General features: G+C 39.9%; 25 protein-coding genes. 8 read left to right on the top strand and 17 right to left on the bottom strand.

The genetic code is table 11. From position 1 onward, the window contains the following. Positions 1 to 69 precede the first annotated feature (69 nt). On the top strand, positions 70 to 915 hold the full coding sequence (locus RGQ13_RS18980) for a phytanoyl-CoA dioxygenase family protein (RefSeq protein WP_348391300.1): 846 nt from the start codon (positions 70 to 72) through the stop codon (positions 913 to 915). Between the two features lie 166 nt (positions 916 to 1,081). On the opposite strand, the gene RGQ13_RS18975 is transcribed toward RGQ13_RS18980, so the two are convergent. From RGQ13_RS18975 to RGQ13_RS18940, 8 genes are all read right to left on the bottom strand, one after another. After that, the gene (locus RGQ13_RS18975) at positions 1,082 to 2,305 is read right to left on the bottom strand and encodes an MFS transporter (protein WP_348391299.1); all 1,224 of its coding nucleotides are present in this window, start codon (positions 2,303 to 2,305) and stop codon (positions 1,082 to 1,084) included. 30 nt (positions 2,306 to 2,335) lie between these two features. After that, positions 2,336 to 3,388, bottom strand: coding sequence for a sugar phosphate isomerase/epimerase family protein (locus RGQ13_RS18970; RefSeq protein ID WP_348391298.1), 1,053 nt, complete (start codon positions 3,386 to 3,388; stop codon positions 2,336 to 2,338). A 19-nt stretch (positions 3,389 to 3,407) separates the two neighbouring features. Further along, a complete protein-coding gene (locus RGQ13_RS18965) occupies positions 3,408 to 4,559 on the bottom strand; it encodes a Gfo/Idh/MocA family protein (RefSeq protein WP_348391297.1) in 1,152 nt (383 codons plus the stop codon). A 34-nt stretch (positions 4,560 to 4,593) separates the two neighbouring features. Beyond that, complete coding sequence (locus tag RGQ13_RS18960) at positions 4,594 to 6,552, bottom strand: SDR family NAD(P)-dependent oxidoreductase (protein ID WP_348391296.1); 1,959 nt, start codon at positions 6,550 to 6,552, stop codon at positions 4,594 to 4,596. Between the two features lie 33 nt (positions 6,553 to 6,585). Then, a complete protein-coding gene (locus RGQ13_RS18955) occupies positions 6,586 to 7,842 on the bottom strand; it encodes a Tm-1-like ATP-binding domain-containing protein (protein WP_348391295.1) in 1,257 nt (418 codons plus the stop codon). Positions 7,843 to 7,947: 105 nt separating this feature from the next. Next, positions 7,948 to 8,808 carry a phosphoenolpyruvate hydrolase family protein gene (locus RGQ13_RS18950; RefSeq protein WP_348391294.1) on the bottom strand — a complete coding sequence of 287 codons (861 nt, stop codon included), beginning with the start codon at positions 8,806 to 8,808 and terminating at the stop codon, positions 7,948 to 7,950. A 29-nt stretch (positions 8,809 to 8,837) separates the two neighbouring features. Further along, on the bottom strand, positions 8,838 to 9,731 hold the full coding sequence (locus RGQ13_RS18945; RefSeq protein ID WP_348391293.1) for an alpha/beta fold hydrolase: 894 nt from the start codon (positions 9,729 to 9,731) through the stop codon (positions 8,838 to 8,840). A gap of 209 nt (positions 9,732 to 9,940) precedes the next feature. After that, the gene (locus RGQ13_RS18940; protein ID WP_348391292.1) at positions 9,941 to 10,690 is read right to left on the bottom strand and encodes an AraC family transcriptional regulator; all 750 of its coding nucleotides are present in this window, start codon (positions 10,688 to 10,690) and stop codon (positions 9,941 to 9,943) included. A 346-nt stretch (positions 10,691 to 11,036) separates the two neighbouring features. On the opposite strand from RGQ13_RS18940, the gene xylB reads away from it, so the two are divergent. Continuing rightward, a complete protein-coding gene (xylB, locus tag RGQ13_RS18935) occupies positions 11,037 to 12,494 on the top strand; it encodes a xylulokinase (RefSeq protein ID WP_348391291.1) in 1,458 nt (485 codons plus the stop codon). A 53-nt stretch (positions 12,495 to 12,547) separates the two neighbouring features. Further along, positions 12,548 to 13,867: a xylose isomerase gene (gene xylA / locus RGQ13_RS18930; protein WP_348391290.1), complete on the top strand. Its 1,320-nt coding sequence runs from the start codon at positions 12,548 to 12,550 to the stop codon at positions 13,865 to 13,867. Between the two features lie 218 nt (positions 13,868 to 14,085). Here the strand turns inward: xylA and RGQ13_RS18925 are convergent, their stop codons facing one another. Genes RGQ13_RS18925 through RGQ13_RS18900 form a run of 6 tightly spaced genes read right to left on the bottom strand, consistent with a single transcriptional unit; the run spans position 14,086 to position 19,517 of the window. After that, entirely contained in the window at positions 14,086 to 14,817 is a 732-nt protein-coding gene (locus RGQ13_RS18925) for an alpha/beta hydrolase (RefSeq protein ID WP_348391289.1), read from the bottom strand. Further along, positions 14,810 to 15,652: a hypothetical protein gene (locus RGQ13_RS18920; RefSeq protein WP_348391288.1), complete on the bottom strand. Its 843-nt coding sequence runs from the start codon at positions 15,650 to 15,652 to the stop codon at positions 14,810 to 14,812. Before RGQ13_RS18920 ends, RGQ13_RS18925 begins: the two co-directional genes overlap by 8 nt. A 1-nt stretch (position 15,653) precedes the next feature. Then, positions 15,654 to 16,979 (bottom strand): MFS transporter, encoded by a 1,326-nt coding sequence (locus tag RGQ13_RS18915; protein ID WP_348391287.1) that lies wholly within the window; start codon positions 16,977 to 16,979, stop codon positions 15,654 to 15,656. Positions 16,980 to 17,002: 23 nt separating this feature from the next. Continuing rightward, entirely contained in the window at positions 17,003 to 17,827 is an 825-nt protein-coding gene (locus RGQ13_RS18910; protein WP_348391286.1) for a hypothetical protein, read from the bottom strand. Between the two features lie 11 nt (positions 17,828 to 17,838). After that, positions 17,839 to 18,636 (bottom strand): SDR family oxidoreductase, encoded by a 798-nt coding sequence (locus RGQ13_RS18905; RefSeq protein ID WP_348391285.1) that lies wholly within the window; start codon positions 18,634 to 18,636, stop codon positions 17,839 to 17,841. A gap of 2 nt (positions 18,637 to 18,638) precedes the next feature. After that, the gene (locus RGQ13_RS18900) at positions 18,639 to 19,517 is read right to left on the bottom strand and encodes an NAD-dependent epimerase/dehydratase family protein (protein WP_348391284.1); all 879 of its coding nucleotides are present in this window, start codon (positions 19,515 to 19,517) and stop codon (positions 18,639 to 18,641) included. A gap of 114 nt (positions 19,518 to 19,631) precedes the next feature. Between RGQ13_RS18900 and RGQ13_RS18895 the strand changes: the two genes are divergently transcribed. From RGQ13_RS18895 to RGQ13_RS18885, 3 genes are read left to right on the top strand one after another with little or no spacing between them, the layout of a single operon-like run. Further along, positions 19,632 to 21,365, top strand: coding sequence for a carbon-nitrogen hydrolase family protein (locus tag RGQ13_RS18895; protein ID WP_348391283.1), 1,734 nt, complete (start codon positions 19,632 to 19,634; stop codon positions 21,363 to 21,365). Position 21,366: 1 nt separating this feature from the next. Next, positions 21,367 to 21,828: a VOC family protein gene (locus tag RGQ13_RS18890; protein ID WP_348391282.1), complete on the top strand. Its 462-nt coding sequence runs from the start codon at positions 21,367 to 21,369 to the stop codon at positions 21,826 to 21,828. A 41-nt stretch (positions 21,829 to 21,869) separates the two neighbouring features. Further along, positions 21,870 to 22,556: a hypothetical protein gene (locus tag RGQ13_RS18885; protein WP_348391281.1), complete on the top strand. Its 687-nt coding sequence runs from the start codon at positions 21,870 to 21,872 to the stop codon at positions 22,554 to 22,556. A 139-nt stretch (positions 22,557 to 22,695) separates the two neighbouring features. On the opposite strand, the gene RGQ13_RS18880 is transcribed toward RGQ13_RS18885, so the two are convergent. Next, on the bottom strand, positions 22,696 to 23,463 hold the full coding sequence (locus tag RGQ13_RS18880) for a GntR family transcriptional regulator (protein ID WP_348391280.1): 768 nt from the start codon (positions 23,461 to 23,463) through the stop codon (positions 22,696 to 22,698). 251 nt (positions 23,464 to 23,714) lie between these two features. On the opposite strand from RGQ13_RS18880, the gene RGQ13_RS18875 reads away from it, so the two are divergent. Both RGQ13_RS18875 and RGQ13_RS18870 read left to right on the top strand, forming a co-directional pair. Then, positions 23,715 to 24,389 carry a hypothetical protein gene (locus tag RGQ13_RS18875; RefSeq protein ID WP_348391279.1) on the top strand — a complete coding sequence of 225 codons (675 nt, stop codon included), beginning with the start codon at positions 23,715 to 23,717 and terminating at the stop codon, positions 24,387 to 24,389. 21 nt (positions 24,390 to 24,410) lie between these two features. After that, positions 24,411 to 25,046, top strand: a complete 636-nt coding sequence (locus RGQ13_RS18870) for a glutathione S-transferase family protein (RefSeq protein ID WP_348391278.1) — start codon at positions 24,411 to 24,413, stop codon at positions 25,044 to 25,046. Here the strand turns inward: RGQ13_RS18870 and RGQ13_RS18865 are convergent, their stop codons facing one another. Continuing rightward, positions 25,047 to 25,490, bottom strand: coding sequence for a PaaI family thioesterase (locus RGQ13_RS18865; protein ID WP_348391277.1), 444 nt, complete (start codon positions 25,488 to 25,490; stop codon positions 25,047 to 25,049). Further along, positions 25,490 to 26,260, bottom strand: a complete 771-nt coding sequence (locus RGQ13_RS18860; protein ID WP_348391276.1) for an enoyl-CoA hydratase/isomerase family protein — start codon at positions 26,258 to 26,260, stop codon at positions 25,490 to 25,492. Before RGQ13_RS18860 ends, RGQ13_RS18865 begins: the two co-directional genes overlap by 1 nt. Positions 26,261 to 26,326: the final 66 nt, after the last annotated feature.

Raw genomic sequence — 26,326 nt, 5'->3', positions numbered from 1 at the left:
TACGCTGAGCTCAGTCAATGAACTCAGCGTTTTTTATTTATATGATTATAGTAACAATAAGAGGTTAATATGACATTTCACCAACGAAACGGCGAACAATATAGCCTAACCAACGAAGACATTATCCAATACGCTGAAAAAGGTTATGTTGTGTTACCTGACGTCATTTCCAATGATGAGATAGCGTTTATCGAACAATGGTTTGATCACTTTGTCGCAGGTAACGAAAGTCACCGTATGGCACGTGATTTTTGTGACATGTCTCAACCTTATGGCACTCCAATTGAAGAATTTCAGTTAGTCAATGCCATGCTGCCTTCCAAATATTGCCCAGAGCTAGCTAACAACATATTTCACCGTGTAGCGCAAAACATCACGGATCAGCTATACACACGAGGTAAAGCTCTTTTAGATTACGAGCAATTCCTCGCTAAAAAACCGAATAAGAGCGGCGCTGAGTTTGCTATGCACCAAGACTTGGGTTATTGGCCTAAAACCGCCAACACTTGGACAGCAACTTTTTCATTAGCTATTACACCATCGACATTAGAAAATGGCTGTTTACAAGTGATTTCAGGCTCTAACAAAGAGCCTGAATTACGCAAACATGTACCAAAGCCCTATCGCAATATTGATAATATAGGAAAAACTAATGCGGTGAGTCGTGATGATTCACATCTGTTAGTTATTCATAACGAAACTGGCGATAAAATACAGCATTTACCTGTAACTCGTGGCAGTGTTACCGTACACGACGAGCGTATTATTCATGGTTCATCAGGTAACCTTTCAGACGATTGGCGAAAAACCTATGTGATGGCATTTCGAGATAGTGAAACCATAAAGCAAGAACGTGGAGCAGGGTTTACTCACTCGCACAATGACAAAGTCAATTGGAATGAATTTATCAGGTAGTTAGCCTGGTGCTCATTTGAGATTTAGTAAGGTTATAGAAAACAAAGTGCCCATCATGAATGATGGGCATTAAATATTTTGGTCGTAAAAAACTCGAAGGGAAACAAAAAAGGGAGTATTAACCCCCCCCCTTTAAATATCGACATTTAAATTAATTAAAACTTAATTATGCTGTAGCCTCAACAGACACAGTAGTTTTCTTAGATTTCATCCAGAAAAAGAGAACTGTGAAAGCAATGATGAGGATAGCTGGAAATATTACCATGGTTCCAAGAGTAGCTTGGCCTGCAAATAATTCGAGCTCGTCACCTGTTAATCCCTGAGCTTTAGCCGCCGCTTTGTCAGAATCAATCCATGATCCTATAATAGGTTGGAAAATGGAAGTTGAAAACATGCCAACTGCGCCTACTACGGACATCCCTAAAGCTCCACTAGCGGGAATATATTTGGCGATAAATCCAATCATGTTGGGCCAGAAATAAGCGACCCCAAGTGCAAAGAAAATCGCGGCAACATATGCCATTCCACCAGTCTGTGTTGAGAACAGAAAAACACCGATAGTTGTCAGAATTGCTGAACCGAGTAATACACCCGTAATATCAAATTTAGCTACAACTGAACCACCAAAGTAACGGGCTACAGCCATTAAACCTGTAACCAGTGCTAATATAAGCATTGGATGTGCTCCGCTTTTTGCAAGTATTACACCTACCCACTGCTGAGGCCCGAACTCTGAAATAGCGGTTAGTGCCATGCAAAAAAACATGAAAATGAATAGGGGAGAAATCATTGCCGAAAAATTATTACCGATATTTGAAGCTTTTACTTCTTTAGCTTTTGGCCATGATTGTCCAAAAAACAACCATGCATAAATAACGGTAGGAATCATGATAACCCAAATCTGTGACTGCCAGCCCATAGCTGCATCAGTCATAAACTTGGAAATGAGAGCACCAATGACGATACCACCAGGGAACCACATATGGAAACGATTCATCTTGCTGCTCATCTCGTCACCTGAATATGTATCAGCAATCATAGGATTACATGCTGCTTCTGTACATCCATTTCCTAATCCAATTAAAAGAGTGGAAATAAGTAAACCTTCATAGCTTCCTGAATATATAGTTAGCAGAATACCAAAAGCATGAGCAAAAAGTGCAAATTGCATGATCACCTTACCGCCAACCTTATGATAAATGAGACCGCCTACAACCATTGATATAGGAAATCCTAAAAACCACATTGAATTAATAAAACCCAATTGGCTGGCGCTTAAACTAAGTTCTGTTCCCAGTTGTGTCAATATACCCGCTCTAATACTAAACGATAACGCTGTAGTAATAAGAGCAAAGCAACTGCCATAAAAAAGTCTATTATTTGTTGTCATTTCAACTTCCTCTATTTTAATTGTTATAGGTTATTTTAAACCAAGAATTATCTTGTTAGTTTCTTTGTCTGTCCCGCTACTGGCAAAATCATCGAACGCATATTCACTAGGGCGAATAATATGATTATTCACAAATTCAGCCCCTTCACGTGCGCCGTCTTCAGGGTGCTTCATACAGCATTCCCATTCAACAACAGCCCAGCCGTCAAAACCATAATGTGTAAGCTTGCTAAAGATTGATTTAAAATCTATCTGACCATCTCCCAATGAGCGGAAACGACCTGGGCGATCAATCCAATCTTGATACCCACCATAAACACCTGAACGCCCATTGGGAATAAACTCAGCATCCTTAACATGAAACATTTTTATGCGTTCATGATAGATATCGATAAATTGAAGGTAGTCCAATTGCTGTAAAATATAATGGCTTGGGTCATATAAAATATGACAGCGTTCATGATTGCCTGTCGCTTCTAAAAACCGTTCAAAGGTTATTCCGTCGTGGAGATCTTCACCGGGATGGATCTCATAACACAGGTCAACACCTGAATCTTGAAATGCATTTAAAATAGGCAACCACCGCTTTGCTAGTTCCTCAAAACCTTGCTCTACTAACCCTGGAGGTCGTTGAGGCCACGGGTACATTGTTTGCCACAATAACGCGCCAGAGAAGGTCACATGAGCCTTTAGACCTAGTCGCTCACTTGCTTGAGCCGCTTTAATGAGTTGGTCTTTAGCCCATTCAGTACGATCAGCAGGTTTGCCGTGCAAATGGGCTGGCGCGAAATTATCGAAGGATTTATCATAAGCAGGATGAACGGCTACTAATTGCCCTTGTAAGTGAGTAGAAAGCTCTGTGATTTCAACACCAGCTTCAGCACAAATGCCTTTACGTTCATCACAATAATCTTGACTTCCAGCAGCAATGTCCAGATCAAATATATGGGGTGCGGTTGGTAATTGCACTCCTTTATATCCAATAGATGCAGCCCATTTTGTAAGGTTTTCTAAAGTATTAAATGGTGCTGAATCTTGTAAAAATTGTGCCAGAAAAAGTGCAGGCCCTTTAATCTGTTTCATAGATTATCCTCTAATAATTTCAAATTTTAATTTTTGTCCAAACACTATCTGCACTTGAACTTTCAACAATCGCATCGACAAAGGCCATGCCTCTAACACCGTCCTTTATCCCCGGTACGCCTGTCGCCTGTTTGCTTTCTCCAGCAGTAATTGCTTTGGCAAAGTTACGGTAGAGATTTGCAAAAGCCTCCAGATAACCTTCAGGGTGACCGCCTGGCGTACGGCACATGTTACTCGCAATGTCACAAAGACCAATGTTTCCTGCCCCTGCTTTATAAGTTTGCTTAGGTTGTTCTAACCATTTAACAACTAAGGAGTTTTCGTCTTCTTGTTGCCATTCAAGTCCGCCTTTTTCACCGTAAACTCGTACTTTGAGGTTATTTTCTTCTCCCGCGCATACTTGGCTTGCCATAAGCACGCCTGTTGCGCCATTTTCAAAACGTAATAACGCTGCACCATCATCATCTAGACGACGCCCTTTTACGAAAGTACTTAATTCAGAACAAAGCTCGGTCACTTTTTCACAAGAAACAAACTCAGCCATATTATGGGCATGAGTGCCAATATCACCCATGCATCCACTAATGCCTGACTTGGCTGGGTCTGTTCGCCATGCCGCCTGCTTACTTCCTCCGCTTTCTTCATCCTTTGAAAGCCAGCCTTGTGGATATTCCACATATACTTTACGAACTTTACCTAGGGCACCTGTCTGAACTAGGTGACGTGCTTGCCAAATCATCGGGTAACCTAGATAGGTGTGGGTAAGGCCAAACAACAAACCAGTACTTTCTACAATGGCATCAAGTTGGCGTGCTTCATCTGAAGTAGCCGTTGCGGGTTTATCACTTAATACATGAAAACCTGCTTCTAAAGCTGCGACAGCGACAGGGTAATGCAGATGATTTGGCGTTACTATGGAGACAAAATCCATCCTTTCATTTGCAGGTAATTTTGATTCTGCAACCATCATTTCTTTATAGGATGTATACAGGCGCTCTTCACTCAGGCCAAGTGCCGCCCCTGTTGTTTTCGTATTTTCATAATCACTACTAAAGGCACCACAGACTAGTTCAACCTGATTATCTAATGCTGCAGCCAGACGGTGTACCTCGCCAATAAACGCCCCTTGTCCGCCGCCAACCATACCCATTTTAACTTTTCGAAATGCCATATTATTATCTATCCTCATCAGTGCCCAATGCACACTAAATAACCCGTTCGTTACCACCATCAACACTCAGTTGAACGCCTGTGCTTTTTGATAAAGTTCCGTCAACGAATGCAGTGACAGCCAACGCTATATCGTGTGAAGTTATTTCAGCACTCAATAGGTTTCGCCTTTTATATTCTTCAACAGTGATGCCATAACGCTTGGCAGACTTATCTAAAGCTTCCTGAGTCCAAAGCTTGGTATCGAAAACTGCATCAGGGTGAATAGCGTTTACAGTAATACCATCTTTTACCAGTTCCAGCGCGGCAACTCGCATCAGTTGGGTGAGCCCTGCTTTAGAAACTGAATATGCCGCAGCCCCAGCACCGGGTGCAGGTACATTTCTTGAACCCATAAAAACAACCGAAGGGTTTACACCGTGTCTCAAAAATGGAATGGCTTGTTTTAATAACAGGCGATGAGAGGTCAAGTTAACCGCTAAAGTACTGTCCCAGTTGTCATCATCAAGATGTTCGATGTTTTTTCCTGTTCGAAAAATCCCTGCATTTGACACTAAAATGTCGATGCCACCGTATTGATTCACAACTTCAGCAAGTGCTATTTTTATGGCGCTTTCATCAGTCAAATTTAATACTTTTCCTTCGAAGCCGGCTTTGTTCATCTCGTTTAAAATTTCTGGGTTGATATCGAGCCCAATAACTACAGCGCCTTTTTTATACAACGCTTTTGCACATGCCAAACCAATACCAGCAGCTGCACCACTAACAACCGCGATTTTACCTGTGAGTTCTGGGCCTGCCTTTTGAGATTTTAATTTCGCTTGTTCAAGTGTCCAATATTCAATATCCCGTAAATCTTGTTCAGTTAAACCTTGCCAGCCGCCAAGTTTATCGGCGTACTGCAATGCCTGTAATGTCGCTTCGGCCACATCTGCTGATATTGTTGCGCGCTTTAAATTAATACCGAAACTACGACATTGACCACTTTCGAAAACGGCCCAATGCGGATGAGGTTTTAGCATTTGCAATGAGCTATCGTTAGCACGTTGAAAGTAGGCTTGATATTCTGCTTCAAATGCCTTCATATCCGCATTAGCGTTTTCACCTTGCAATAAAGCAGGGAAAGGTTTGTTATGCAAAACATGTTCAGGAGTGAGCGTTCCATTTCGCAACAATTGGGTAATTCGCTTGGTTTTATCCGCGGCAATACTAGGTACTAGTCTCGAAAGAAGTGCTTGACCTGCAAGATCAGATGCTGCCTTTCGATATTCAGCAACAGATACGGGGTCAATGTCAGGTAAGTCTGAAAATTTTGACTCGCCATACTGTTCCAACAAAAACGATTCAGCAATCTCAACGGCATTCACCATATTATCGTAGCTCGTTTTAGCATCGTCAGAAAATGTGAAAACGCCGTGGTGCTCTAATATAACGGAATTTTTTCCCTTTAGTTCACCATTGTTGATTGCTGTTTGAAATTGCAGAGCTAAGTCGAATCCTGGTTTTATATACGGTAAAAATAGAACATCATCACCGTAAATATTTTTTAATTGTGTTAATCCGTTTGGTGAATTAGAGATAGTTAATACGGCGTTGGCATGAGTATGATCAACATATTTAAACGGAATGAGTGCATGTACGATAGCTTCAATAGAAGCGCCAGCAGCGTTTGGGTTTAAACGGGCGACTTTTAAATCGCTAACCATATCTTCATCACTAAGCGTTTTAAGTTCAGCTAAACGTATTACTTTTTCGATTTCCAGCGCGGTGTAACCTTCGGCGCCCATGGTTGCGAGGTCAAAACCGCTGGCTTTAACCCAGATGATCTCTTTCGTTTCACCGAAACGATCTATGGTGGTGGACTTCAATGAGGTATTACCGCCACCGTGTAAAACCATTTCTGTATCGGCTCCAATAAGTCGAGAGGTATAAACACGTAAATCTAAATCGGTTTTAAGCTTACTCGCCTCTTGGTTATTCCATAAATTTTTCATATTGTTCGTGTCTTCTATATTTATTAATGCCACTTATGCTTCGATTAAAGAAATTAACGTATCGACGGCTTTTTCTACAAAGGCCGTATCTTCTGCGTTGTTGTCCATTTCTATCAACTCAATAGTTTTAGGTAATAGTTTTTTCACTGCTAGTTGTAAAACGTGGTCGCTTTTAGGGTCGAATAAATCACCATCAGCTGCTGAATAACTGCTCACGCCTTTAGTTGGAAGCATGAATACTGTTTTAGTTTTGCTATGGGCTAGGCGTTTAGATATTTCAGTCATAATGACGATCATTTCATCACCATTGGTACGAGGCACAAAAATAACCGGGTTATGGTAGCTGTATTGGTGGTTCTTGTATTTTTCTGGCACGGTGTTAGGTTCGTCTAATAAAATACCTATATGATCGATACCACCGGGGACAATCACTTGTGGTAAACCTAATTTACCCGCTACGGTTAAACGTTCGACATCTGCAGCGCGTACGCCGTCATATAGAGCGTCCGCAATGTCGCCTAAACCGTAATCAAACACGGCGGTGATGATGCCATCTTTCATCATTTGTTCCATCGCTCGACTGCCCGAACCAATGGCGTGAAATACGATAGATTCATAGCCGCGTTGCTTGAAAAGCTCTATGGCTTTTACTGTGCCTTGTGTAAGTACACCTAAATTAGAAATACCAACGATAGGTTTTCCTTCAGCAAATTTTATTTTTTGATAGGACTCAGCCATACCACAGGCTGCACCTGCTGCGTTTGATAAAATTCGTCTAAAAAATGGATTTAAGCCTAATATATCGCTGACTGAAAACATCATGGTGATATCTTTAATGCCAACAAATGCAGAGGTGTCTCCAGAGGCCATGGTCGAAACCATTAATTTGGGGAACGCATAAGGCAAGGCTTGCATCACCTTGCAGCCATTATTAGTGCCCTGTGTTCCTCCTAAGCTGACGATGGCATCGACTTTTTGATTTGCAATAAGTTGGTTCATCAGTTTGATGGAACCCTTAACCATCACTTCAGAACCCTCTTGACGAGAAGGATGTTCTAACAGCGCAGCCATGGAGCTGCCGCCTTCTAAGGCAACTTCATCTTTGTAAATGTTTACTTCGATATTAGTTACGCCTACAACGCTGATGTCGATCAAAAAGGCATTAAATCCTAGGCTTTGAATTTCTTTACGCAAAAAATCACACTCAACACCTTTCGTATCCATTGTGGCTAAAATGACGACGGTTTTTTGTGATGAAGTTATTTTCTTATTTCCTTTTCTAATATTCATAACAGAGCCCTCTGTTCGTTGTTGGTAAATCGACCGCGACTAGAGAGTCAGCCAGTCGTTTAAAATCGCTTTTGTAATTAATGATTTGTTCTCCTTTACTCATCTTTAATTGTTCGAAAATGTCAGAGCGGTAAATTCATCAGCTGCAGCAGTAACAGCTCGTTCAATAGGTAAACGTTCGGTTGAAGACCCCGTCCAAAAACCATGACCAGAAGTATGATCGAGCATGTATTGAGCATCACTTGGGTTCTCCATTGCCGCTCCGTGACCGACTAATATTACATCAGGGTGAAGTTTGCGAACCGCACTATAGACTGCTTCAGTTTCAGTTGCCGTTTGCTCAATTGTGCTGCCATTGTCGTAACCACTGATACCACCTTTGGTTGTGCCAGCGTGGTAACAGAAAATATCAGGCTTAGCTTGCTCAACAATTTCTATAGAATCTTCTGGCGTAAAGGCCAAACCAATACTGACCATACCCATTTCTTTGGCGAGTATTAGCATGTCAATTTCGTTTTGTAGGTTGATTCCAGCACTATTTAGCACTTTAAAAATCTCACTATCTTTGTCAACATAGCTAATAGATGGGCCAATGTTTGATACTGAATTCACCCCCATGCGCATGCACTCTTCCAATACCATTCTCATGTCTTTTAAAGGATCGTTAGCATTTAGGCAGGCACAAACAAATGCATCACCTTGCAGTGCCGGCATTATGTCTTCACGGGTATAGTTAAGTGTTTGCTTATTAGAGTCGAGTATTGCCCACATCATCGACATAGTACCCATTCCATTTGAGCGAAGTCGTGCTCCAGAAAAGGTATTAATACAATCAACCCCTGATTTTTCTAACAAACGAGCCACTAAACCGCTACCTGCACTAGAGATCATAATAGGTTGGCGGTTGGCCACTTTTGTTCTGAGGTTTTTTAAAATTTTCTCAGTTGAAATACGTTTTGTTATCATTTAAAAATCCTATTTATAGTCCGTTTTTTCTATTTTATGCAAAGTTCAACCAGCTTTGGCTCTGGTTTTTGGTGCTGGTTTGCCCCCGATGTTAAAAATAAATGCATAAGTTGAATTAGTTGGTGATGATGCTCTTCAGATTGTTGGTATCGAGATGGCAATTGTTGATAATGAGCATTTGGAATGAGTTCAGATAGTTGTTCAGCAATATTTATTGGATGAAACAGATCTTCATCGTTTCCAATAACAATGGTAGGTTGTTTGATTTTTATTAGACTTGCAGATTGTTGAAATGGAGAGTCGTTGACTAAGTTTATTAAAACCATAGCAGCAGTAGTAGCCTGCGGTCGTGTAAATAATCCTACGATTGATTTAGTGCATAAAGGATTTTCCAATTCAAGTTTTTGAAACCACTTTTGCGTACGCAATCGATCTTCAGCATATTCGATTCCACCTTGAAGTATATCTTCCCCAATGCTTTTTATGGCCAATAAATTTGGAGTTGCAGATCTGTTAAGCCAAGCAGGACGAATCAAAATTAAACTTTCAACTCTTGTAGGTTGCTTCAAAGCAACCTGAATGCTGATGCCGGCCCCCATAGATAGCCCAACAAATGTTGCTTTATCAATACATAGGTGGTCAAGCAAAGCTAATGTAATGTTACTGAAGGTTTCAAACCGAAACCAATGCTCTAATTTTTCAGATGGGTCAATAACTGTTTCACCATGACCAGGCATATCGATAACCAATATTCGATAGCCACTAAATTTTCTTCCCGTATCTATAAATTGACGATGATCGGCTCCAAGTCCATGAAGAAAAACAAGCGTTTTTATTTCAGAATCGTTCTTTCGAGTACATTGTTTATCGCTTTCAATTTGATGATATGCGATTTTCTGTTCCTGAAAATAAAAGAACGTCATAACTTACCTTTAATTCATTGATGAATGTCTAGTTAAGATAAATTAAGTGCTGTAATAGGTCTTTTACATATTGACTGACTTTTATAACATTTCGCTTGATAGTCACAATGGAAGCAACTTGGGTTAATGAGTTTAGAGCATTCATTTATAGATCAAAAAAAGAATGTTTTGGATGGACTAGAGCACTAAGGCAGTCTGAATAACAGGTGTTAATGATGCCAGCGTTGGCGATATTTTTTGGGTGAAATATCTAAGAAAGATCGAAACTGACGGGTGAAATGACTTTGATCACAAAAACCACATCGTAATGCAATATCCGTTAAACTTTTTTCTGTTGTACTAAGTAAATGGCAGGCGGCTTGAACCCGTACTTTCAAAATAAACTGCTGAGGAGGCAATGTGATAACAGTTTTAAAGCGACTTCGAAATTGACTGTTAGAAAGAAAGGACATATCGGCAAGCTCTGCTACATCAATCACAGTATGGTAATTGTTTTTTATGTACTTTATAGCTTTAGCAAAGGGCTGGTAATCTTCTGGTAGGTTTTCAGACTCTGTTAGTACCCGTGTGGTTCCCATTACACCTAGCACTTCTCCATTATGGCCAAAAAGCGGTAATTTACTGGTGGAAACCCAAATGAGATTGCCAAATTCGTTTACGATCAACTCGGTGCGGTTCAGGATTGATTCAGCATGGTGAATAATTCGAAAATCGTCATGGCGAATTGCGTCGGAAATTTTTTTCGGAAAAAACTCATATTCTGTTTTACCGATAACATCGGACTTTTTCTTTAAATTAAAAATACGAGCCATGGCATCATTGCAGAGCATAAATTGGTAGTTTTGATCTTTTATGTAGAAACAAATATCCGGCAAAATGTCGAACATTGTTTCAATATTGCCATGGTCACGTAATTGCGCCATGAATTTTTCTGTTCGAATGTCTACTTTTGCAGTCATTAGTTTTACCTTTTAATTCAAAAGATTAGGTCACAAAATAAACAATTACATAATTTATATCATCTTTCACTATTTTATTGAATATATTAATAAAGTAGTTAGCTCAAGCCTAAAGCCTCTTAACAATTTTAAGTTCGTATACCAAATAGTTACTTAAAGTCCACTTATCCATCCCTTAAATTTTCTGATAACGATAACATACATATATCAATGAACATTAAAAATAACATGCTGGCTAGTTGTTGTTATTCGTGAGGTAGGCATGGTTACAGGTGTGATTGTTGCAATATAGAAAATATACTGATAATGTTAGCGCTAACAAAATAATCAGAAAAAAAGATTAATTATGTATTTAGGAATTGATTTAGGCACTTCAGGTGTGAAAGTCATCATACTTGATGATAACGATTCACTTATCGCCCAAGCATCATCATCGCTCGAGGTGAGTCGTCCTGCAGCCCTATGGTCTGAACAAGATCCTGCTTCATGGTGGCGAGCTACTAATGATGCCATTACTACTCTGCAGGCCAGTAATTCTGATGATTTATTACAAGTTTCAGCCGTTGGTCTTTCTGGCCAAATGCATGGCGCCACGTTATTAGATGATGACAATCAAATTATCCGTCCAGCGATACTATGGAATGATGGGCGGAGTGAAAAACAATGTAAAACTATTGAAGCCAAAGAGCCTAAAGCTCGTTTAATTACAGGCAATATGGCTATGCCTGGTTTTACAGCACCTAAATTAGTTTGGTTAAAAGAACATGAGCCCGACAATTTTAATCGGGTCGCTAAAATACTTTTACCGAAAGATTACTTACGCTTTCTAATGACTGGTGATTTTGCTTCTGACATGTCTGATAGTGCGGGTACTTTGTGGTTAGATGTTGAAAAAAGGCAATGGTCTTTATCTATGTTGAAAGCAACAGACTTAACTATCGAACAAATGCCACAACTCTATGAAGGTACTGAAATCACCGGTTACCTGTCCAAAGAAATTGCAACACAATGGGGAATGAATCCAGTACCCGTTGTTGCTGGTGGTGGTGACAATGCCGCAGGAGCTGCTGGCATAGGTGTGATTAATCCCAATGAGGCATTCTTATCGTTGGGAACCTCAGGTGTATATTTTGTTGCCAATGAAGCATATTTACCAAATCCAGACAGTGCCGTACATACTTTCTGTCATTGTATTCCAAATACTTGGCATCAAATGTCAGTAATATTAAGTGCAGCCAGTTGCCTAACTTGGGTTACTCAATTAACAGGTTACGCTGATGAAAAAAGCTTACTTGAGCAAGTTGAGAAACTAGATTTTTCAATACCTTCACCCGTTATTTTTCTACCGTATTTGTCTGGCGAACGTACTCCACATAACAACCCCAATGCACAAGGTGTTTTCTTTGGATTGGGTCATAATACCGACGCCGCAGAATTAGGTCGAGCGGTGTTAGAAGGTATCGCCTACGCATTTGCTGACGGACAAGAAGCATTACTTGCTGCAGGTACAAAAATCGAAAATGTATCTGTTATTGGAGGAGGCTCTAAAAGCAAGCTTTGGGGAAGAATTCTCGCGAGCGTATTAAATAAACCACTGACATACCGAAATGGTGGCGAAATGGGGCCTGCTTTTGGTGCAGCGCGCTTAGCTAAAGTAGTCGTTAATAAACTCAATGCTACTGATGTGTGCCAAGCAGGCGAAATAAAATACGTCATCGAACCAGATGAAATTATGACTGTATTTTATCCCGCCCAACATCGCAAATACCAAGCACTGTATAAAAGCCTAGAAACATTTTTTTAGGCCTATCAAAAATTACTATCAAATATATAAACAGAATTAATTAGGGGTAGAACATGAGCGAACAATTTTTCAACAACGTCAATAAAATTCAATTTGAAGGAGCGAATAGTACCAATCCATTCGCTTTTCGTTATTATGACGAAAATCAAGTTGTGCTTGGTAAAACAATGAAAGAGCACTTACGCTTTGCCGCTTGTTACTGGCATAGCTTTTGTTGGGCTGGCTCAGATATTTTTGGTGCTGGCACCTTTGATCGTCCATGGCTCCAACCTGTTGGAAATCAATTAGAGCTTGCCGAACAAAAAGCAAAAGTTGCCTTTGAGTTTTTTGAAAAACTAGGTGTTCCCTATTTTTGTTTTCATGATGCTGATATTGCACCTGAAGGTAGCTCTTTAAAAGAGTTCCATTCAAACGTGAATCATATTGCTGACATTTTCGAAAAAGAAATGGCACGTACAGGCACTGGACTACTTTGGGGGACCGCAAACTTATTCTCAAATGCACGTTTTTGTGCGGGTGGTTCAACTAACCCTGATCCACAATTATTTGCATATGCTGCTGCACAAGTAAAACACGTTATGGATGTTACTCATCGGTTAGGCGGTGAGAATTATGTGCTTTGGGGTGGTCGTGAAGGTTATGACACGTTATTAAATACCGACTTAAAACAAGAAGGCGAGCAATACGCTCGCTTCTTGAATATGGTCATTGAACACAAGCATAAAATTGGTTTTAAAGGTAAGTTATTAATTGAACCTAAGCCACAAGAGCCTACTAAACATCAATATGATTACGATACTGCAACCGTTGCAGGATTTTTACACAAACATGGCATTGCCGGTGAAATTCACGTAAATATTGAAGCTAATCATGCCACTTTAGCCGGCCATAGTTTTCATCACGAAATAGCGACAGCTTGTGCCGAAGGCATTATGGGTAGTGTAGATGCTAACCGTGGAGATATGCAAAACGGCTGGGATACAGACCAATTCCCTAACGATGTTGCCGAATGTTCGTTAGTGATGTACGAAATATTAAAAGCAGGTGGTTTAGACACTGGTGGTTTTAACTTCGATACTAAACTTCGTCGTCAATCATGTGAACGTGATGATTTATTTCTTGGGCACATTGGTGGTATGGATACTATGGCTAAGTCTTTGTTAAATGCAGCTAAAATGATTGAAGATGCACCGTTATCTGACTTTGTAGACGCACGTTATGCAGGTTGGCAAGAAAAGCTAGGCAAAAGCATTATGGCTGGTGAGCAAAGTTTAGAATCACTTTCTAAATTAGTACTCGATACAGACATAAACCCTAAACAGGTTTCAGGTCGTCAAGAGCTACTTGAGAACATCGTAAACCGTTACGTTTAATTCTCTTTTGTAAGATAACTGCATGAAGGTATACCAGTGATATGGATTTATCACTGGTATAAAATAAAATAAAATTAGTTTTATTTATACCATTTACACAAGCTAATTCTTCCTATGTGTACCATTGATTTTATTTAATAATTTAGGATCAAAAAAAGATGAATTCTGCTATAAAAAAGGAGCAATTAAGCTCCTGAGTAATAGTCAAAACCGAGCAGTCATTTAGCCAAGGTCTGCTCAATAAATTCCACGGTAGCAACTACAACTTTTTGCTGTTGTTCGGCTCTTGAAATCAAGCCTTGTTGTTCATTTAAATCATCTTGATAATGACCATACTGCCAATGGTTGGCATTTTCAATTACTTGATAAACAGTATGAGTTGGTAATTTCACTTTGTTAATCGCAATTTTGTCAGGCGTTGATTGCAAATCTTTACCTGCCGACAGACTGTGTACCGCTATCGATAAATTGCTAATATCACTGCCAGGATACGATGCCCAAAGTAATAATCCTTTTACTGACTGAGGTGATGTCTTCACGTACTCCGCCGCAGCAACTCCGCCTAATGAATGGCCGGCAATGTACCAATGCTTTATCGTTGGATTTGCGGCAATAACATCGTTCGCTTTGTCGATACCTAAAAAGGCCGTTTTCAATGGCATTGGTGTTATCGCGGAATAAAATCCTTGTCTTGCAAACTCATGCATTAACGGTGCGAACGTGCTGGCTGTAGTTTTACCTCCAGGATAAAAAATTATTCCGACAGTTGCTTTGAAAGCAGGCTTGAACTCAATAAAGTCACCTGTTGATACGGTTACAGTATCAGACGATGATAAACTTTGTTCAGTTACTTGTTGCTGATAGTCAAACGGCACACTCATCCAAATTGCCGTTGTTCCGACAACTAAGATAAATGTGATTATTGTCCACTTTAAGAGTTTCTTAATCATGGCTATACGGTTGACCATTACGCTCTTCGCCAGCAAGAATTCTTACTAAACGATCTGCAGCATCTTTACCGACTAAACGCTCTGCAATTGGGTTAGCTGGATCAAGGTAAACAATTGATTTACGCTGTTGATAATCGCGATGACGACGCTCATCACAAGCTATTTTGTTGTCATCTTTCTTGGCATTTTTAACTAACTCAACCCATTGCTTTACGATGGTCCAAATACGGTCTTTAGCTTGAGCCTGGAAAAAGCTTAAAGGCGTAACACCGGCAATAGCACAAGGGCTTAAACTTGCACGAATAAACGGCATTTGTGCATTGAATGGAGCAACGCTGTCACTAAATAATGCTTTATGAAAATCCATAACGATAGGGTTTAAATCATCGTAGTATTTTTCAACATGTTCAGGATGTGTCACTAACTCGTAGCGAGGCATAAGATCAATATAGAAAAATGCTTCAGGTAATGTACCAAATGCCATACCTAAATGCGGTACATCGGTACAGTCTTTCATCCAAAACGTTAAATGAATATTAGTAAACGTATTTTCAGGTTGGCCAATATCAGAATGAATAACCCAATCAACTGGGGTATCTTTAGCGCCAGTAAAGTTACGCATACGACCAAGCTTGTTACCTTCTAAGTCGCTAAATTCTGCGATATCAGAACAACCTAAGTCTTCTTCAAAATCGAGTTCAGATGAGATGTAATCCCAAATATCATCACGTAACGCTAAGACTTCGTTATAAGTTTCGCTCGTATCTTGCTTTAAACCACTTTCAATGTGACGGGCAAATTCTTCTGTGATCATTGACTTTTTTTGGGCAGTCATACTACTCTCCTTGGGGTAAAATTTCAGTTGGATGTTGGTTTTCGGCGATTGTTATTTTTTTGCCATTTACAAACCAACTCCAGATAAAAACGATAAAGTTAAATGCGCCAAATAAGACGAACGGCGTAGCCGGGCCATATTCAGCAAATAATGCGCCACCACCAGCGGTAGCAAATAAAATTCCAACAGCTCCAGCAACACCAAAGAAGCCTATCACTGCACCACGACGTTTTGCTGGTGCACTTTCACCAACTAACGCCTGGCTTGAAACGAATGCGCTAATTTCAGCTATACCCATAATTAGCAATAAACCTAATACCCACGGTTGGGTGGGGTCTTCAACGAACAACATTGCGGTATAAATTAAAGCAGCAAGTCCAGAAGCTATAGTTACCGCTCGCACTCTAGAAATTTTGTCGCTGACATAACCCATCAGTAATGAGCCAATAAATGCACCAACTACAACCATCAAAATGGCAGGAACTGCGAGCTGATTCATTGCTTCACTTACAGAAAGCGACATGTTTTTAGTGCCAAATTGCACTAGCCAGAGACCCATAAATGCCCCTGTCACGGCTAAATCGCCACGAGAAATAAACGCTGCGCCATAACTTAGTGCAATTTTAGGTGCTTTTGCTTCTTTGAAACCGAGCCGTAGTTGCTGCAAAATGGATTCATTGTGAGCGTTAACAATGGTGCCGGCGACTTTTGACAAACCTAAGTAGGCAACAATGGCACCAACAACACCCATAGAGCCAGCAATGGCAAAGGTGACTTGTTGGGCATCAACTTCGGTCATACCCGATTGCACAAAAGTATTCGGCAGGGTGGCTAAAATTGGTGGTATAAAAGCACCAAATGTAGCTATCAATCCTTGCAAGCCGTTTGCTTTGCCGCGACTTTTATTTTCGGCATAATCAGCAATTACGGTAACCATCATGCCAACCATAGCGCCAGAGCCTAATGCAACGATAACGCGATATAGTATTAATTCATTAACCGAGGTTGAGGTGCCATAAAGAGCAAAACCAATAGCTGTAGTAAGCAACCCAAATGTATAAATATAGCGGCGGCCAATTCGATCAGCGAACACGCCATATATACCAAGCATGATAATGAAAATAACTTCTTGCAAAGCACCTAACATACCGGTGATTTGTGCTTGGGATTTATAATCAATACCAATAACGTGTAACAGGCCTGGTTGCAGTATCGACATCGCCCCGGCATAGCCCGACGAAATTAATACCGCGAAAAAGTAGGCAAGCAAGTGACGGCGCTTTACGCCGTTGACTAAGTCGATACCTAAAAATCGAACTGAACTCATTATCCTGCTCCTACTATAACCAGCTATTTATACGTTTTGTTGGCTTGCATTTGCTCGCTACCCATTCGTAGCTTGATCATATTTTCGACTTCATCTGCACCGAAAACATTAGCCGCTAATTTATTCATTGGGTCACGGGCATAGCCCATTTCACGAATAATATGGTCGTTACGTTGTAGTTCAGCGCGATCTTCCATGGGTACAGCTTCAGCGTTTTCTAACCAACCTAACCAACGATCAACCATTTCATGTAAGTACTTTTCTAGGATGTCGATATTGTCGTGGTTTAATTCACCCATTAAGCTTTGAGTTGCAGGGTTAATTAACGCACGCATGTAATTACCGTGGCTTACTGACCAATGAAAATTTTCGTCACTGCGTAATTTCATGTACCAGTCATTCACCTCGTCGCCGTAGTATTTGTCTAGATAGTCAACGTTAGTAAGAAGGTTTTTACGCGGAGTGTAATCGGCATAACAAAACAAATGTGGCACAGTGCCAAATACGATAACTAAATGCGGAACATCAGTTTCTTGGCCTAAGAATGCTGTAGTATTCATATCTAGGATGCTAGCTTTACGGTTACCAATCCAAGAGTTAACTACCCATTCTGCACCTTCGCCAGTCCACGCTTTGTAAGAGCCTTCAAACTCGCCATTTGGTGAGGTGTAATATTCACGATCAAATGTTGATGGGTGTTGTTCAAGGTTAGGAAAACGCTTACTAATTTTTTCTTTTAATTCACTTAAAATTCCCCAACAGCGTTCCCAATATTGAGTAACGTCAACGTTTGGGTTTTCTGCTAAAAATTCATCAAGTGTTTTTGTTTCTTTATTTGCGGTTGTCATTGTTTCTATTCCTATAAACCGAAGTCTTCAAATTTGTCTTTTGGCTTGCTGATAAATGTCGCTAGCATGCGCAATGTAATTTTTGTGGTGTTTAGCCAGGCGATTTTTTTACCAGTTTTATTAAATTTAAGAATGTTCTCGACTAAAAATGGCGCAACTGTTTCTACGGTATCGCATAAGGCATTGGCAAATTTTCGGCGTTTTTGAAAATTATCTAAATCTTCTTTAGCTTCACGAATAACGCCTTCGGTTATGATCATCCCTGGGCGTATTTTACCGACGATGATATTGTCATCTTTAAGCTCTTTGCTCAGCGCATTAGTAAAGTAATCTAAGCCACGTTTGGTGGTGCCATAAACGCCCATACCCTTAAAGTATTCACCGTCACTGCCACCGCCAAGCATGTTAAAGATTTTACCTCCACCTTGTTGCTTCATGCCGTTTGCTACCACTTTGCAGCAGTTAATATTACCGAGCAGGTTAGTATTAACCATGGTGCTAATTTCACTGTCTGGCGTATCTAAAATTGACCAAACAGTACGTGCAAGGCCGGCGTTATTAACCCAGATATCAACCGTTGAAAATGTGCTTTTAGCTTCATCCCAAAGTGCTTGAACTTGTGCTTTATCAGTAGTGTCACAGGCTAAACCGACAACTTGCCCTGATTCAAAACCAAGTTCAGCAATGGTGCTATCAATGTCGTTTTGTTTACGGCCGGATATCATTACTTTATGGCCTTGCTTAGCAAACTCTGCGGCTAAGCCGCGACCAATGCCTTTGGTGCTACCGGTGATAACTACATTTGCCATGATTAAGCGCCTTGTCCTGTTGATTGTGCTCTAGCAACTACGTCTGCATTTGGATCGCCATGTTCTACGGCGTATCCAGTCGCATAAATTTTATCGGCTGAAATTTTGCGGTTAGGCGCTTTAATTTGGTTTAAAAATTCAAGGCGCAACCAATCGTTATCATCGCAAATAGCATCAAATACAACTTTGTTAGTTGATGGAATATTTTCGTTATCACAAACATTATAAATGCCGGTTAATTCATTATTTAAGGCGTGGTATACCGAGCTGACAACGTCATTGAAGTGAATGGCATAAAGTGGCGCATCAGCACCAAAAATTGCTTTGCCACCAAAATATTCAATGGCCATTTTTACTCGTTGTGGAAAATCAATATCGCCAGGAGCACCGTACATATCAGGAAAACGAAGTACGCAACCTTGTGCATTACTTAAAACTTCTTGCTCAGCTTTTTGGTAATATTTTGAAGATGGCTCTTCATGATTAGACGTTGGTGTTAGTTCACTAATTGGTGCGCTATCAACGCCGCCATCGCCATATACTGAAAACGACGATAAGAAGATTACTCGCGGACAAGCTTTAGCAGCGCTTTGACAGCTAAGTTCTAGAGCTTGATGGTAATGAGTTTCACGCTCTTCTTTGGTACGAGTATTTCTAACGTTTGGCGCAACCGTGGCAATAATTGCGTCACAACCTTCTGCGGCGGCAATAACTTTGTCAGTTTCTTCGCCTTTAAGCACAAATACTTGCTCAACTAAAGTTGATAGCTCTGCAACTTTTGCTTCGGTTGTCGTTGTACCAACAACACTATGGCCGTCTGCTTTTAATTTTGTAGCGACTGCTTTGCCTACATGTCCGAGTCCTAAAATAAGTACTTTCATTTTTTACCTAAAGTGTTTTATAGTGAGTCAATAAGTTATAATGTATTAACATTATAACAATGTGTCAAACTTTGAATTGCTTTAACGCAGTTTTAGAAAAATTCAGGATAAATAATGCGGGTCTCGGTTTTACAATTTGCAACTACGTTAAGCGTAAGTGATAACCTAAATACTTGTTTAAGAATGATTGAGGAAGCATCGAGCTGTGCGCCTGAACTTATGGTGTTGCCCGAGTTCTGTAATGCTTTATCTTGGTATGAAGACCAAGATCATGCTTGGCAATTAGCCCTAGATATTGATGGTGAGTTCTTACAAAAAATTTCTCAGCAGGCAAAAAAACACCATTGTTACATTGTCATAAATGTTAGTTTGCGCCGAAAATTTCCTGATATAACGGTGACTTCACTGTTGTTTTCACCGCAAGGTAGTTTAATTTTAGAAGCAGATAAACAGACTTTAATGGGCCACGAAAATGATTTTTTTGTTCGTGCAAATAAGCATTCTGATGTGATCGAGACCGAGTTTGGTCAATTAGGTATTTTTCCATGTAGAGATGGCGTAACGTGTGAAACACCTCGCTCTTTAGCATTACGCGGCGCACAATTATTTTGCGATTCTCTTAATTCATTCGCCCTAGATGAAGCCAGTTTGCATGTGCCTGCACGCGCACCAGAAAATAAAGTGTTCTTAGCTTCGGCAAATAAAGTCGGGCCGTTAATTCCAATTGAAGTATTAAGTGATGTCGCTAAAGCCACTAGTATTCCTGAGCAGTTTTTAATGGGAGCGGGCGAGAGCCAAATTGTTGCTCCAAATGGTGAAATATTGGCAAAAGCAGCATATAACCAAGAAGGTTTTATATATGCCGACATCAACTTAGCCGACAGCAATAATAAGTGCCGACCAGATGGCAGTGATTTATTTAATAACCGTCGCCCCGAGCTTTATCAAACTATTGTAAAACCGGCAAAGCAGCAGTATTGCCGAGGTGGTGCCGAACAAGTCGATATTGCTTTGTATCAATTGCCAATTAACTTATCAGAACCTTTGCAACGATTGATAAATGTAAAGCAACAGCTGGCAGCGCGCAGCGAAGCGTTGATTGTTTTGCCAGAGTTATTTTTTCTAGCCGACTCTGTTGTGAATGATATTGAACTGGCCCGTCAATACAGCGAAATGGCGATAAGGGATATTGCCTCAATATTAGCACCGAACCAATTTGTGGCTACTTCATTAGTTATTGGGGATAGCCATAAAGCCGTGTTGATTAATGAGCACGGGCTAGAATTTTCTCAAGGCCAATTACACCAGTGTAAACGGCATCAGTGGTCTGATTTGGCCGATAAACTAAAAGTGTATTCACTGCCATGGGGCAAAGTTGCGCTGCTTACTGGTGATGATGCCTGTTATCCAGAACTTGCAAAAGTTGCTGCGTTGCAAGGTGTCCATGCGCTAATTTGTCCTGTTGATATTCAAGAGCCGTGGGAAGTCGATTTTGGTTTACTTTCTCGAGCTGCAGAAAATCGTATTTGTGTGATTGCCAGCAGTAGAAACAAATTGTTAGAGCATAAACAGCTTTCGGGTTTAGTGGCCAATTTAGAAACAGATTTCACCATAATGACGCCATGGCAGCACCGTAAATTTGATGGCTATATCAATCATCCTTTACTCACTAGGCAACAGTCTGGATTTACTCAAACGAGTATTTCGCCTATTGCTGCTAGCAATAAATTAATGTCGGCAAATACTGATTTGCTCAGCGACAGGCCGTGGCAATTAAGTGATGTACTAACCACGAAAACAAGCACCCAACTTACAACTAATAATAGCAACACAATGGAAAACAAATAACATGACTAACATTGCAAACACCCTAAAGCAGCAAATTGTCGGTTTGGCTCATGTTGGCTTTATCGTTACCGATTTAACGGCATCTATTGCTGATTATAAGAAAGTATACGGTGTTGAAGATAGTGATATTTTAGTGTTTCCACCCTTTTCACAAACCGGTGATGAAGTATTAACGCGTTTTGCTTTTATCAAAATAAATGACAGTGAAATCGAATTAATCGAACCAATTTCAACTGACTTTAAACACTTATTACATTCCGCCCCTGCAGGTGGTGGTGGCATAAATCATATAGCTTGGTTGGTAACTGATATTGAAGAAAGCGTGGATGTTTTGGCGAAGCAGGGCATCATTCCCGGTTATGTAACACCGAACGGAGTCATGGATACCGGTAGTAAAAAAATGGTTTATTTAGACCCAGAAACAACCGGCAATTTGTATATTGAACTCATTCAAATTAAATAATCAAATCGAAATAATAATAAAAAATCTCCAAGGAAGTAACTATGGATAAAGCATTGCTTGATAAAATTGTGCCATTAACAGCGATCCAAAAACAACATTTTAAAATAATGGACCAAGGACAATATCAATATCACTTAAATGGTGAAAGCACTGACATACAAGAGCCTTGGCAAATCTTAGAAAATGGCAACTTGCAAATAGTTCGCAGCGTACGATATAGCGAAAAGTATCGAGTTAAGCTTTCGGTAGTTGCTCATATTTCTGATGGTAATCAAGTTGTTGATATAAGTTACAGTGAAGGTGATAGCCCAGATATAAATGCTGAGTATAGAATTGATGGACAAGGTAATTGGAAGGTTACTCAAAGCCATCCCGGCGATATATTCCAACAACATGGCTGTGTAGAGGGGTTAGTCATTTTTCCTCTATTACGTATATTCAGCGGTACGATGCTACAAGATTGCAAAATTGATAATGGTCAACAAAAGCAAGTATTAGTACCTGATATCCGACTTGCAACGCGTTATAACGATAAACTCAAGCCTAGCTTTGACTTACGGAAAACTAAATCTTTAGGGACAAACGGCAAGGGCAAAAAGCTTAGTTTTACCAGTGAACATTATCAAGAAGATCAGGCTGAGTTTTATCTAAATAAATTAGGGCAGCTAAGCCAATATTGCTGGCAACAAAAGCCTGATGTGCATTGGCAAGTTTATTTAGTGAAATAGAAGTTTAATTACAAAAACATTATTCAACGATGCACAATACGCGGAATGAGATCCCACCCAAAAACACGGTGGGAAGACGTTGTTTATAATCTAGTTATGCGGTGAATTTTATCCTGCATCAAGTGCAGGATAACCGCTGTTACTTCATTGAAAATTTCATATCAAATTGATATTTATCTGGGCGGTATATAGCATAAAGGTGGTCAATTAACTTACCTTCAGCATCATACATAGAACGATCTAATAATAATAATGGTCGGCCTGTTGGAATTTCTAATACTAACGCGGTATCCATATTCGACAGAGTTGCGGTAATCGATTGTTCAACATTATCTAATGCAATACCTGCACTTTTAAATAGATCTAAACGTGTGGACTGCTGCAATGACATTTCGTTATAACCTTCTCCAATATCACGCGTCCAACTTACGTAATAACCAAATGGTATACCGTCAGTTAATCGAACTCTTACCGATTGAATTAATTCTTCGTTTGGAGCTAAACCAAACCGCTCTTGTATATCGAGTGGTGGAATGGCACGTTTGAAATCAATAGAGCGTACTTGCGTTTCTTCGCCTAATACTTTTAAGTTTTCTAATAAGCCCGATAGTGGCGCGGCTAGTTGTTCAGCTCTATGTTTGTAGATAACATGCGAGCCTTTACCTCTGCGGCGAGAGATGTAACCTTCTTCAGCAAGTTCATCCATGGCACGTTTTGCGGTAATACGTGATACTTGAAATGCTTCTGACAATTGATGTTCAGTCGGCATCTTTTCACCGAAGGGAATATCACCTAAATGAATTTTTTCTTTAAGAAATAAATAAACCTGATGGTACAAAGGTGTTGGGACATCACTTTTTAATGCCTGACCTAAACGAGGGTCATTAAGTAACTCTTCAAATGTCATATTGTTATATCTTCTTTTTGGTCAGTACTACTTATTTGCACATATGTATATTAACTGTAAGCCTTGTGTGCCGCGAGTTTTATTGAAATATGAGTGCGAAAAGCAATAATGATATAGATACAATACAAATGCAACAAATATCAAGATGATTTATGTCATTTCGCTTTTTTGCATTAACTGCTTTAATAAAGCCAATATATAAAAATATCTGCTAACGAATATAGTGTTAGTTACTAGAGTACGTAAATTACATGACTGAATACTTAATTTTTAAATTGCTGCATATCGTTTTATTTGTCTATTGGTTAGGTGGCGATTTGGGCACATTTTATGCGTCTAAATTTGTTGCGAAAAAAGGCTTAAGCAAAGAACAGCGCAGTACCGCATTAACCATTATGATGGGTGTTGATCAAGGTCCACGTATTTGTATGGCTTTAATTTTAGGCCCTGGTGTGCAAATGGCATTTAACTCTGGTGCTATCACCATTCCTGCTTGGGCAATGGTGTTGGTATGGCTAGTGTGTGCAGTTTGGTTAGCTATGGTATTAGCGATTCATTTTGGTCATGGCAAAAAATTTGTAGCCCCCCTTACCAAGTTTGATTTTAATTTTCGCATTGTCGTAGTCTTGATCTGTTTCTATGTAGCCCTTGAATCTATGTTCTCGACAACACCTAGTTTTATTCAGGCAGAGTACTTAGCTTGGAAATTGATCATGTTTGCCATTCTTGTTTGTTGTGGTTTGGGTATTAGGGTAATGCTTAAACCATTTGTACCAGCATTTATGCAGATGATGAAAGACGGCCCTAATGACGAAATAGATGCAGTTATGCAGGGCTCTATCAATCGAGTGCGACCATTTGTGTATTTCATTTGGTTTGGCCTAATAGTTAATGCTGCCCTTGGTATGCACCTAATAAATCCATAATAAAAATAATAAGGATAGAAAATGCGCTTATTAAGCTCTGATATTTCACCTTACTCAACCCGAGTACGCATCCAGATCAGAAAAAAGAATTTGCCGATTGAGATTTGTGCTCCACAGCCTGAACTTAGAACCGCGGAGTTTTTGAGTAAATTTCCCCTTGGTAAAATCCCTGTTCTGGAATTGGATGAGCATACGGCGATTACTGAGTCTTGGGTAATTATGGAATACCTTGAGCAGTGCTTTACCGATACTTCTTTAAAACCAAATGCTGCAATTGAAAATGCTCATATGGCCATGGTTGGACGCTATGCAGATTTACACCTTGGACCATCGTTATTTCCAATGTTTAAATCTTTATTGATGAAAACTAAAATTGATGTTGAACAAGAAATAAAGTTAATAAAAGCTGAGCTACAAAAGGGCGAGAACCTGCTGCAGTCGATGCCTCAGTATTCAACAAGGTCATTAAATATTGGAGATATTGCTTTAGCGACAACAATGTATTTTACTGAAGCAACCCCTCGTCTTTTTGGCTACGAAAATATCCTTGCTGATTACCCTGCAATTACTGCATGGTGGCAGTGGGTACAACAAGACAGCGCGGTAAAACAGGGTATTATTGAGATGGAAAACGCATTTAAGGCGTTAGCTGGATAATTACTTAGAGCTTATTAACTTCCAAATTCCAGTAGCTCGCAGTACTTCTCTACGCTCGGTATAAACCATACCTTCGGCGAAGACTAAAGATTTAGTTAATCGGGTTATTTTACCTTTTACCTTTAATGAATCATCAGCACTGGTTGCCGCGGCGAGAAAATCACAATTTAAGTTAATTGTCGCAAACTTTTGTTGATGGCCAAGTACATCGCCAATTGCTCGATAAATGCCATAATCAGCAACGGCTGTTAGCACCCCTCCGTGTATTACACCTTCTGGATTTTGGTGATGTTCTTGTAATGGTAATAATCGAGTAAAAACGTTGCTATCGTTTTCTTGTTTCTCATAGAATGGGCCCATATGGGCAGAGAAACCTTGCATGGCAGCGCATAATTGCCAGGCCTCATTAATTATCTTTTCATGGGCTATATTTGCATTAGTCATTAGCAGAATTTCGGCTTACGTTTTTCAAGAAAAGCAGCAGCACCTTCGTTAAAATCATCACCATCAAAAGCGTCAATAAACAAATCATCTAATTGTTGGACGGTTACTTGTTGCTCGCCACTTATCTGATTTAAAGTGAGCTTTATTCCTCGTTGACTGTATCCACTGTTAAGCAATACTTGCTGGCAAAGTTCTTCTCCACGGTCAGTTAATTGGTCAAGTTCACATTGTTGATTGATCAAGCCGTAATCAACAGCAGTTGCAGCATCGAGTACTTTACTTAACATTAATAATTCTTTAGCTCGACTCAAACCAACTAATTCATAAACTCGTTTAGTATCAGCAATACTATACAACAGACCTAGCTTGGCGGGAGTAATCGCAAATTTGGCATGATTGGCAGCAATTCTAAAATCACAGGCCATGGCTAAACCTAAACCGCCGCCCATACATGCTCCGTTAATTAGGGCAATTGTTACTATTGGTAGTACTGCTAAGGCTTGCTGAGCTTCTTGAATGTATTGATTATTGACCTTAAGTTCGGTTTTATCTTTGATCATCACCGTTAGTTCATCAATATCGGCACCAGCACAAAATGCTTTATCGCCACTCGCTTGCAAAATTAAGCAGCGCGTATTTGCTTGCACAGCTTTGGCTAACAGTTTTGGTAGGTTGCGCCACATCTGTTGATTAAAGGCATTACGCTTCTCGGGTCTATTGATGGTGAGATAAGCAATACTGCCGCTGATCTCTAAACTTAAATAATCCATAGTGATTTATTGTTCTTTATATTTGTTATTTCTATTTAGCTTTATCTCATCATCAACTATTTAGCT

This window comes from Thalassotalea psychrophila, assembly GCF_031583595.1.
Classification (GTDB): Bacteria; Pseudomonadota; Gammaproteobacteria; order Enterobacterales; family Alteromonadaceae; genus Thalassotalea_A; species Thalassotalea_A psychrophila.
This window is presented reverse-complemented; position numbering and strand designations above follow the sequence as displayed.